The 9,593-nt window shown below is 62.1% G+C and carries 10 protein-coding genes; 8 read left to right on the forward strand and 2 right to left on the reverse strand.

Annotated features, from left to right (window positions below; genetic code table 11):
- The gene (locus tag NP503_RS29870; protein WP_127268549.1) at nucleotides 1-936 is read right to left on the reverse strand and encodes a 2-hydroxyacid dehydrogenase; all 936 of its coding nucleotides are present in this window, start codon (nucleotides 934-936) and stop codon (nucleotides 1-3) included.
- A 129-nt stretch (nucleotides 937-1,065) separates the two neighbouring features.
- Between NP503_RS29870 and NP503_RS29875 the strand changes: the two genes are divergently transcribed.
- The 8 genes from NP503_RS29875 (at nucleotide 1,066) to NP503_RS29910 (ending at nucleotide 8,474) form a co-directional block, all read left to right on the forward strand.
- Nucleotides 1,066-1,833 (forward strand): SDR family oxidoreductase, encoded by a 768-nt coding sequence (locus NP503_RS29875; protein WP_127268550.1) that lies wholly within the window; start codon nucleotides 1,066-1,068, stop codon nucleotides 1,831-1,833.
- Entirely contained in the window at nucleotides 1,802-2,377 is a 576-nt protein-coding gene (locus NP503_RS29880; protein ID WP_236383252.1) for a gluconokinase, read from the forward strand. Before NP503_RS29875 ends, NP503_RS29880 begins: the two co-directional genes overlap by 32 nt.
- 1 nt (nucleotide 2,378) lies before the next feature.
- Entirely contained in the window at nucleotides 2,379-3,263 is an 885-nt protein-coding gene (locus NP503_RS29885) for an NAD(P)-dependent oxidoreductase (protein WP_127268551.1), read from the forward strand.
- Between the two features lie 80 nt (nucleotides 3,264-3,343).
- Nucleotides 3,344-4,840: a sugar ABC transporter ATP-binding protein gene (locus tag NP503_RS29890; RefSeq protein ID WP_127271839.1), complete on the forward strand. Its 1,497-nt coding sequence runs from the start codon at nucleotides 3,344-3,346 to the stop codon at nucleotides 4,838-4,840.
- A 19-nt stretch (nucleotides 4,841-4,859) separates the two neighbouring features.
- The gene (locus NP503_RS29895) at nucleotides 4,860-5,915 is read left to right on the forward strand and encodes an ABC transporter permease (RefSeq protein ID WP_027036365.1); all 1,056 of its coding nucleotides are present in this window, start codon (nucleotides 4,860-4,862) and stop codon (nucleotides 5,913-5,915) included.
- A 28-nt stretch (nucleotides 5,916-5,943) separates the two neighbouring features.
- Nucleotides 5,944-6,879: an SMP-30/gluconolactonase/LRE family protein gene (locus tag NP503_RS29900; RefSeq protein ID WP_127268981.1), complete on the forward strand. Its 936-nt coding sequence runs from the start codon at nucleotides 5,944-5,946 to the stop codon at nucleotides 6,877-6,879.
- Between the two features lie 65 nt (nucleotides 6,880-6,944).
- The gene (locus tag NP503_RS29905; RefSeq protein ID WP_127268982.1) at nucleotides 6,945-8,060 is read left to right on the forward strand and encodes a substrate-binding domain-containing protein; all 1,116 of its coding nucleotides are present in this window, start codon (nucleotides 6,945-6,947) and stop codon (nucleotides 8,058-8,060) included.
- A gap of 81 nt (nucleotides 8,061-8,141) precedes the next feature.
- The gene (locus NP503_RS29910) at nucleotides 8,142-8,474 is read left to right on the forward strand and encodes a hypothetical protein (RefSeq protein WP_127268983.1); all 333 of its coding nucleotides are present in this window, start codon (nucleotides 8,142-8,144) and stop codon (nucleotides 8,472-8,474) included.
- A gap of 535 nt (nucleotides 8,475-9,009) precedes the next feature.
- On the opposite strand, the gene NP503_RS29915 is transcribed toward NP503_RS29910, so the two are convergent.
- Nucleotides 9,010-9,339, reverse strand: coding sequence for a hypothetical protein (locus tag NP503_RS29915; protein ID WP_127268984.1), 330 nt, complete (start codon nucleotides 9,337-9,339; stop codon nucleotides 9,010-9,012).
- Nucleotides 9,340-9,593: the final 254 nt, after the last annotated feature.

The following is a 9,593-nucleotide window of genomic DNA, read 5'->3' on the forward strand; positions in this document are numbered from 1 at the left end:
TCAAACGACCGGTGTCAGCAAGGTCTGTCCGCCGAAATGGGCCGCGAGATTGTCGCGAACGAGCTGACCCATTGCCTTGCGGGTCTCCACCGTGCCGCTGGCGTGGTGCGGTTGCAGCACGACATTGGAAAGCTTCAGGAAGCGATCGTCGATCGTTGGCTCGTTCCAGAACACGTCAAGGCCGGCGCCCTTTATGGCACTGGATTCCAGGGCCGCGAGCAACGCGGTCTCGTCAACCGTGCTGCCGCGCGAAATATTTATGACGATGCCGTCAGGCCCGAGTGCAGCCAGAACATCCGCATCGATGATGTGCTTCGTGCTGTCGCCGCCAGCGAGCGTCACAATCATGAATTCACTCTGTCGCGCCAGTTCGACCAGATCGCCAACGAATGCGTAGGGCAAGTCATCGCGCTTACGCACGTCGAAATAGGCGACAGCGCAGTCGAAGGCTGCGGCGCGCCTGGCCACCGCCGCGCCGACGCGGCCCATGCCGACAATGCCCAGCCTTTTCCCGCAAACGCGCGTCACCAGCGGCATGTTGGCCTTGCGCCAGCTGCCATCGCGGACGTAGGCGTCGGCCTGCGGGATCTTGCGCGCCACTGCCAGCAGCAGCCCGATGCCGATATCGGCCACGTCCTCGGTCAGCACGTCAGGCGTGTTGGTGACGCGGATGCCGTTTGCCCTGGCGTAAGCAAGGTCGATGGCGTCGGTGCCGACGCCATAGCAGGAGACGATTTCAAGCTTCGGCAGTTTCGCCATCAGCGCCGCACTTGCCCCAAGCTCGCCGCGCGTTGCGATGGCACGAATCGCGCCAGCTCGGCTTGCGATAAGCGCGTCCTTGTCCTCCGCCTGCCAGAGCTTGTGAACGCGATATCTCGCCTCGAGGTCTTCCATGTCCCAATCCGGATAGGGGCCGGTCATCAATATATCGGTCATGGCGTCGTCTCCTCAGCAAGTTCATTTTTCCCATTGACTATGTTATCGATAACATTCATGTCAATAGGCACTGGCGGCGGCGCGGTGGAAATCATATCCGCTTCAGGGGACAGTCCTCAGGAGGAGCGCATGAGCAGTTCGTTGTTCGATTTGACCGGCATGCGGGCGCTGGTCACCGGCTCGGGTCAGGGGATCGGCCTGGCGCTGGCAGAGGGGCTGGCGCAGCACGGCGCCGAAATCGTGCTGAACGGGCGCAACGCTGAAAAAGTCGCGGCCGCTGCCGATGCGCTGGTGGCCCGGGGATACAAGGCTCGCGTGGCGGTCTTCGACGTGACCGATCACGCTGCGGTCGTCAAAGGCGTCGCCGAGATCGAGGCGACGATCGGCGCCATCGACATTTTGATCAACAATGCCGGCATGCAGTTTCGTATGCCGCTCGAGGACTTCCCTGCGGACAAATGGGACGAGCTGCTGCGCACCAACATCTCCAGCGTGTTTTTCGTCGGGCAGGCGGTGGCGCGGTACATGATTGCGCGCAAGTGCGGCAAGATCATCAACATCGCCTCGGTACAAAGCGAGTTGGCCCGCACGAACATCGCGCCCTATACCGCCACGAAGGGAGCGGTGCGCAATCTGACGCGCGGCATGTGCGCCGACTGGGCCAAGCATGGCCTGCAGATCAATTCCATCGCGCCGGGCTATTTCAAGACGCCGCTCAACCAGGCGCTGGTCGACAATCCCGAATTTTCGACATGGCTGACCAACCGAACGCCGGCCGGACGCTGGGGCGATGTCGGCGAACTGATCGGCGCGGCAGTCTTCCTGGCCGGACCGGCCTCATCCTTTGTCAACGGACACACGCTCTATGTCGATGGCGGCATCACGACCTGTCTTTGAGCCCGCACTCATCGTCGTGATGGGTGTCAGCGGCTGCGGCAAGACCAGAATCGGAGTCGAGATTGCGGAGCGGCTCGGCCTCCCCTTCATCGAAGGCGACACGCTGCATCCGCCCGGCAATGTCGAAAAGATGTCGGCCGGCATCCCGCTCGCCGATGACGATCGCTGGCCGTGGCTGGATCTGGTGGGTGCAGCCTTGCGCCAGGCGAACGAGGAGGGCCGTGGGCTTGTCGTAAGCTGCTCAGCGCTGAAGGAATCCTACCGTGATCGGCTTCGCCATGCGGTGGGCGGGTCGGCGGTTTTCATATTCTTGGAGGGGTCGCGCGCGCTGCTGCAAGCCAGACTCGCCGAGCGTGGCGGCCATTTCTTTCCGCCGGCGCTGCTCGATAGCCAATTCGCTGCGCTGGAAAATCCGGATGGTGAGAAGCTAGTGGTCACCGTGGATATCAACGCTCCGGTCTACAGCATAGTCGACGCGGCTTTGGAGGGGCTGGGCACTCTCAGTGTCGCACCCGCTGCCGGGACAAAGAGAGAGGCACGTTGACATGACAGAAGCAGCACAAATCGCCGTTGTCGGCGCCGGCATCATGGGATCGGCGATTGCCACCCGCCTGATCGAGACCAAGCAGACCGTCACGATGTTCGATCTGGACAAGGCCAAGGTTGCCGCCCTGACCGCGAAGGGTGCGGCAGCCGCCGCGTCTGTCGCCGAGGCGACACACGCCAGCAGCTTCGTCATCCTCAGCCTCAACCATGCCGATATCGTGCGTTCGGTGGTGTTTGGCGACGGCGGTGTCGCGGCTGCGGCGTCGTCCGAAAAGCTGCTGATCGACATGTCGTCGATCGACCCGGCCGACACCGCTGAGATGGCGAAGAAGCTCTTTGCCGAGACCGGCATGAAATGGCTCGACTGTCCGCTGTCGGGCGGCGTTCCCGGTGCGCTCGCCGGCCGGCTGACCGTCATGGCGGGCGGCGAGGCGGCAGACTTCGAACACGCGCGCACGGTGATGCGGCATCTCTGCGCCAACTACACGCTGATGGGGCCGAGCGGGGCAGGGCAGACAACCAAGCTGATCAACCAGCTTTTCTGCGCGGTGCTGTTCCAGGCCGTCGCCGAAGCGGTGAAACTCGCCGAAGCCGGCGGCGTCGATCCCAAGGCCATCCCGGCGGCGCTGAAGGGCGGCAGGGCCGATTCCAGCATCATGCAGGAGTTCATGGCAAAGTTTGCCGCTCGCGATTTTTCAGCCACCGGACGCATCGACAACATGCTGAAGGACCTCGATTCGCTGCAGGCCTTTGCGCTGAAGACCAAGACGCCGATGCCGATGACCGGGCAGGTGGTCGAGATCCATCGCCTGCTCTGCGCGGCCGGGCTGGGGTCTAAGGATTCGGCTGAAATGATGCGCCTGCTCGACGGCAAGACCAGCTGAGCGGCGAGCCCTGGACTTTGTCGCTTGACGCTCAGAAATGTTATCGATAACATCATTTGGCGATCTTGGGAGGAACGCTTGTGTCTGAGGAAAAATTGATCGAATTCAAGTCGATTACCAAGGAGTTCGGCGGCACCCGCGCGCTCTCCGACGTGTCGCTCGATCTGCACAAGGGCGAGATCCTGGCACTGCTCGGCGAGAACGGCGCCGGTAAGTCGACGCTGATCAAGACGCTTGCCGGCATCTACCGTCCCGATGGCGGCAGCATCCTGTTTCGCGGCGAGCCTTATCATCATCGCCCGCCGCGGCCGAACCAGCGCCAATCCGTCGCCTTCATTCACCAGGATCTCGGCCTGATCGAGTGGATGACGGTCGGCGAAAATGTCGGCCTCGCGCAGGGATTTTCGCTGCGCTCCGGTCTCATCGACTGGCGCTCCACCGAAAAGCGGGCGCACGAGGCGCTGAAGCTTGTCGGCTGCGATTTCGATCCGACGACGCGCGTCCAGGATCTAACGCGTACCGAAAAATCGCTGGTCGCCATCGCCCGCGCTCTGGCCACCGAGGCCGATGTTCTGGTGCTCGATGAGCCGACCGCCAGTCTCCCGGCCGACGAGGTCGATCGCCTGTTCGACGCCATCCGCCCGCTCAAGCAGCGCGGTGTCGGCATGATCTATGTCTCGCATCGCCTCGACGAGATTTTCCGCATCGCCGACCGCGTTGCCGTGCTGCGCGACGGCAGGCTGGTTGGCCAGAAGAAGGTCGCCGAGACCAAGCCGGACGAGCTGGTCGAGATGATCGTCGGCCGTCCGGTAAGCCAGGTTTTCAGCAAGGCTGAGACGCAGGCCGGCGAGACGGTGTGCGCTGTTCGCGACCTGGTCTGCGCCGGCGCCGGTCCGGTGTCGTTCGACGTGCGCAAGGGAGAGCTGCTCGGTCTGGTCGGATTGCGCGGCGCCGGACAGGAATTGGTCGGCCGCACGCTGTTCGGCTGCCAGGCCTTTTCCGGTTCGGTGACGATCAATGGCGCTATGCCCGATCTATCGAGCCCGATCGCGGCGATGGCGGCCGGCGTCGGCCTAATCGCCCGCGACCGGACGGAGGAATCCATCGCGGCCTCCTTGTCGATCCGCGAGAACAGTTTTCTCAATCCCGGTGCCGGCAAGCGCGGCCTGTTCTCATTCCTGGCGCCTCACAAGGAGGCTGCGCTGGCGCAAGTGATCGGCGGCTCGGTCGGGCTGCGCCCCAACGATCCGAACCTGCCCATCGAAGCGCTTTCGGGCGGAAACCAGCAAAAGGTGGTCGTCGGGCGCTGGCTCCACACCGGCCGCACATTGCTGATCGCCGAGGACCCCACTGCCGGCGTCGATGTCGGCGCCAAGGCCGAGATCTACCGGCTGATCGGCCGCGCACTTGAAGCCGGCCTCGCTGTGGTCGTGGTGTCGACCGATTTCGAGGAGATCGCCCATATCTGCCACCGCGCCTTGGTGTTTTCGCGCGGACAGATCGTGCGCGAACTCACCGGCAACGACCTGACCACATCCGCCGTGATCATTGCGGCATCGGCTTCCGAAGCCGCCTGAATTTTCTGGGAGCGAACCCATGCAATCGATCGAATCCAGTGCACTTGAACCAACCCGTGGCGAAATGGCGGGTTTGCCTTTGGGGCAGAAGATCGTCCGGCTGCTGCCGGTCTACGGGCTGGTGATCCTGACGGCGCTGCTCATCCTGTTGTTTTCGATCCTGCTGCCGAACACCTTTCCGACCCTGCTCAATTTGCGCTCGATCATCTCCGACAAGGCGATCATCGCCCTGCTGTCGCTCGCGGCGATGATTCCGATGGCGTCCGGGCGCATCGACCTCACCGTCGGCTACGGCATCGTGCTGTGGCACATCCTTGCCATCAGCCTGCAGACCATGTTCGGCGTTCCGTGGCCGCTGGCGGTGATCGTCGTGCTGCTTCTCGGCGCTGCAACCGGCTTCCTCAACGGACTGCTGGTGGAAGTCGCCCGCATCGACTCCTTCATCGCCACGCTCGGCACCGGCACCGTGCTCTACGCTCTGGCGCTCTGGCACACTGGCGGGCGGCAGGTCGTCGGCGTGTTGCCCGACGGCTTCTATGCGCTCAACGGCACGATGGTGTTCGGCCTGCCGATCACCGGCCTCTATGTCTTGGCGATTGCCGTCTCGCTGTGGATCATCCTCGAATATCTGCCGATCGGCCGCTACGTCTATGCCATCGGCGCCAATCCGAAGGCTGCTGCGCTGAACGGCATTCCGGTGCGCCGCTTCGTCATCGGCGCCTTCATTTCGTCGGGTTTCCTGACGGCACTGACAGGCGTCCTGCTCGCCTCCAAGCTGCGCATCGGCCAGGCCAGCGTCGGGCTGGAATATCTTCTGCCGGCCCTGGTCGGCGCCTTTCTCGGCTCGACCACCATCAAGCCTGGACGCGTCAATGTCTGGGGCACGATGACGGGCGTCGTCATCCTGGCGGTCGGCATTTCCGGCATCCAGCAGTTCGGCGGCTCTTTCTTCGTCGAACCGCTGTTCAACGGCGTGACGCTGCTCGTCGCCATCGGTATTGCCGGCTACGCCCAGCGCAAGCGCGGCGCGGCGCACAGGGCCAGGACCAAGACCGCAGAGCAGTCCTCGAAGTGACCAGCCGAACCATCCCGGGATCCATGAAATGAGCGACTACGAGATTCTGGACGACCGCTTCCGAAAGCTGACGATCGGGCATGCCAAGCTCGAACGGCTGTGGACCGGCAGCCGCTGGGCCGAGGGGCCGGTCTATGTTCCCGCGGCAAAGCATTTGCTGTGGTCGGACATCCCCAACGACAGGCTGCTGCGCTACGACGAAAGCGACGGTTCGGTCAGTGTCTTCGAAACCCCTTGCAACAACCAGAACGGCCACACGCTCGATGGCCAAGGCCGCGTCGTCGCCTGCGAGCATCGCGGCCGTCGCGTCTCCCGGCTCGAACATGATGGGCGCTGGCAGCCGCTTGTCGAAACCATCGACGGCAAGCGGCTCAATTCGCCCAACGATGTGGTGGTCAAATCCGATGGGACGATCTGGTTCACCGATCCAGTCTACGGCATCGACAGCCACTATGAAGGCATGATTGCCCGGCCGGAGATCGGCGCATCGCATGTCTACCGGTTCGATGAAGCAACCGGCGAGGTGAGTGCGGTCATCGCCGATCTGGTGCAGCCGAACGGGCTGGCTTTTTCGCCCGACGAGAGCATCCTCTACGTGTCGGATACCGGCGCAAGCCATGTTCAGGGCCTGCCGCGTGCGATCAAGACCTATGACGTCGCTGCGGACGGACGCTCGCTGCGGTCGCGCGGCACGCTGGCCGAATGCGAGGCAGGGTTCTTCGACGGGTTCCGCGTCGATCGCAATGGCAATATCTGGGCCTCGAGCGCCGACGCGGTTCGCGTCTACGCGCCGGACGGGACGCTTATCGGGCGCATCCCGGTTCCCGAAATCGTCTCCAATCTGTGCTTCGGCGGTCCGAAGCGCAACCGCCTCTACATCACCGCCCAGACGTCGCTCTATTCCATCTATGTCAACGCGCATCCAGCCGGCCTGAGCCCGGTGGCTGGGCAGATCAGCCAGTGACCTGGCGCCGAAATCGAGTTCCGGAAAGACCAGATAACTTTTTTGAAACCAGGGGAGGTACCAACATGCAACGCAGAACACTTCTGAAATCATCCGTCGCCTTGATGGCCACGACCGTCGCTGCTCCAGTCCTGTTCGCCGGCCACGCACGCGCAGACGCGATGGCCGACGCCATGGCGGTGGTCGAAAAATATGCGCAGAAAGTAACCGCCTGGGACGGCCCGACCACCGGTCCGAAGGCGCAGCCGGGCAAGACGATCGTCGTGCTCGCGGGTGACCTCAAGAACGGCGGCATTCTGGGCGTCACCACCGGCGTAGAGGAGGCAGCCAAGGCGATCGGCTGGGAGGTCAAGGTGATCGACGGCGCCGGCTCGATCGGTGGCCGCACCGCCGCCTTCGGCCAGGCGATGGCGTTGAAGCCGAATGGCATCGTCATTAACGGTTTCGACGCTGTCGAGCAGGCGCCGGCGCTGGAACAGGCTAAGGCCGCCGGCATCCCGCTGGTTTCCTGGCATGCCGGACCGGTGATCGGACCTGACGAAAAGAGCGGCGTCTTCGCCAATGTCTCGACCGACGCCATGCAGGTCTCCACGGCTGCGGCCGACTGGGCCTACACCGATGCCAAGGGCAAACCCGGCGTCGTGATCTTCACCGATTCGACCTACGCCATCGCCATCGCCAAGGCCGACATGATGAAGGCCGAAATCGAGCGGCTGGGCGGCAAGGTGCTCGAATATGTCGACACGCCGATCGCCGAGACCTCGCAGCGCATGCCGCAGCTGACCACGTCGCTGCTGCAGAAATACGGCGATGCCTGGACGCACTCGCTGGCGATCAACGACCTCTATTTCGACTTCATGGGACCTTCTCTGGCCGCCGCCGGCAAGGCCGGCACGGACGCGCCGATCAATGTCGCCGCCGGCGACGGTTCGGAATCGGCCTATCAGCGCATCCGCGCCGGCCAGTTCCAGAAGGTGACGGTCGCCGAACCGCTCAACCTGCAGGGCTGGCAACTGGTCGACGAACTGAACCGCGCCATCGCCGGTGAAAAATGGTCGGGCTATCTGTCGCCGCTGCATGTGGTGACGGCCGACAATGTCGAGTTCGACGGTGGCCCGAAGAATGCCTTCGACCCCGAAAATGGCTACCGCGACCAGTACAAGAAAATCTGGGGCAAATAAGCACGCACCAAGGCGGGCGTATCACCCGATGCGCCCGCAAGCCGACAGACGTCACAAGCACACAATCAGGAAAGCCTCGCCATGATCATTCGCTACGCCCTCTTCGAAGGTGAAATCCATCCCGGACAAGAGAGCGAGTTCCGGCGCTTCGTCAGGGACCGGCTGGTGCCGCTCTGGACTCAGTTTCCCGGCGCTGAGGAAGTGCGCGTTCTCGACGGTACGGCGCGCGACGAAGGCGCGCCCACCTACGCGATGGCGCTGGCCATTCGCTATCGGGACATGGACACCTGCAACCGGGCGCTTCAATCCGACGTAAGATTTAAAAGCCGGGAGGTCACCGGTGAACTGCTGAAGATGTTCACCGGCCGCGTGCATCACCATGTTTTCGAGGCAAATGAGTACGCACCGGTCTGATTGAGATCTTGATCGGAAACGCTCCCATTGCTGCGATCAGCGAATGCCGGTATCGGGGGTTGCGTATCCAAGATTTAAACCTGCGGACCAGACGTCGCCCATTGGCCGCGGAACCATACGGTACGATGCGGAAGATCTCTGATTTTCTGCCCAAGGAAAATTCAATAAAATCAACGTTCTCGCTACATCCTCCGGACCCACCATGACCATTGATTTCGAAGCGAAAATGCACACAACCTGAGCGGTGACGGTACTTTTCGAGACGGCATACGCGCCCCGCCAGACGCCGTTGTGCTGCAAAAATCATCCGATTGTTCTCGATAGTTGGTGAAACCTCAAAATATTTTTTGTTGCGATTTTCTCTTTAAAATCAATAGCGTAATTTTCTGACGGTTCTAGTGTCGTTCTTTTCCGCGTTTCAGGAAATATTTGAAAGTGATTTCAATGGGTTATATGGTCTTTAAATAATCGAGTGGGAGTAGGGGGACCGGCGGCAATGGCAAAGGTTCGGCACGTAGCGTCTCCGCTAGTGTGCCTACGCCAATGACCCCTTACCGGCCTCGATCGCCTTTCCAAAACAATCTGACGGCACTGAAACGTGGCTGTGCGTGGATGTAAAGCGTCCTCTCAGCTGTGTAGAGCCTTGGCGTACAATGGCGTGCAAATAGGCGGGTTTGGGCAGATTGCCGGCTCTGAACTCGCTGGCCAGTCCAAACGTTGCGTCGGTGTAAGCAGGCGCTATGGACAGCGCTTGCAAAAATGCGCTCCGCGCAGCCGGCGGGTCATTGATACCCAGTTCGATGAAACCCAGCGGAACAAGCGCGTCGGTATTTGCCGGCTGAAGAGCAAGGACACGCTTCAGCAACCCGGCGGCTTCTTCGAAATGCTGTTCCTGCCGGGCTTGACGCCTAGCGCATAAAGACTATCGGCCGTTTGTCCATGTGCCGCAGTCGCGCAGCGGAGATACACAACCGTGTATCCGGCAAGTGCGACAAGCCGCTTCTGGTGCATCAGACCTTCCCGCCGCGGTTATGATGGCTTGGTGCGACATTCGTGCCTTGCCCCTTCTCCAGGTTTCTTGCCTGCCGTGGCGGAAACCGTGTGCTGAAATTTCAAGGA

It is taken from the genome of Mesorhizobium sp. SEMIA396 (genome assembly GCF_024518615.1).
In the GTDB taxonomy this organism is placed as follows: domain Bacteria; phylum Pseudomonadota; class Alphaproteobacteria; order Rhizobiales; family Rhizobiaceae; genus Mesorhizobium.

Coding starts and splice junctions, on each gene's coding strand:
- NP503_RS29870 (WP_127268549.1), bottom strand. CDS start 936: ATGACCGATATATTGATGACCGGCCCCTATCCGGATTGGGACATGGAA.
- NP503_RS29875 (WP_127268550.1), top strand. CDS start 1,066: ATGAGCAGTTCGTTGTTCGATTTGACCGGCATGCGGGCGCTGGTCACC.
- NP503_RS29880 (WP_236383252.1), top strand. CDS start 1,802: ATGTCGATGGCGGCATCACGACCTGTCTTTGAGCCCGCACTCATCGTC.
- NP503_RS29885 (WP_127268551.1), top strand. CDS start 2,379: ATGACAGAAGCAGCACAAATCGCCGTTGTCGGCGCCGGCATCATGGGA.
- NP503_RS29895 (WP_027036365.1), top strand. CDS start 4,860: ATGCAATCGATCGAATCCAGTGCACTTGAACCAACCCGTGGCGAAATG.
- NP503_RS29900 (WP_127268981.1), top strand. CDS start 5,944: ATGAGCGACTACGAGATTCTGGACGACCGCTTCCGAAAGCTGACGATC.
- NP503_RS29905 (WP_127268982.1), top strand. CDS start 6,945: ATGCAACGCAGAACACTTCTGAAATCATCCGTCGCCTTGATGGCCACG.
- NP503_RS29910 (WP_127268983.1), top strand. CDS start 8,142: ATGATCATTCGCTACGCCCTCTTCGAAGGTGAAATCCATCCCGGACAA.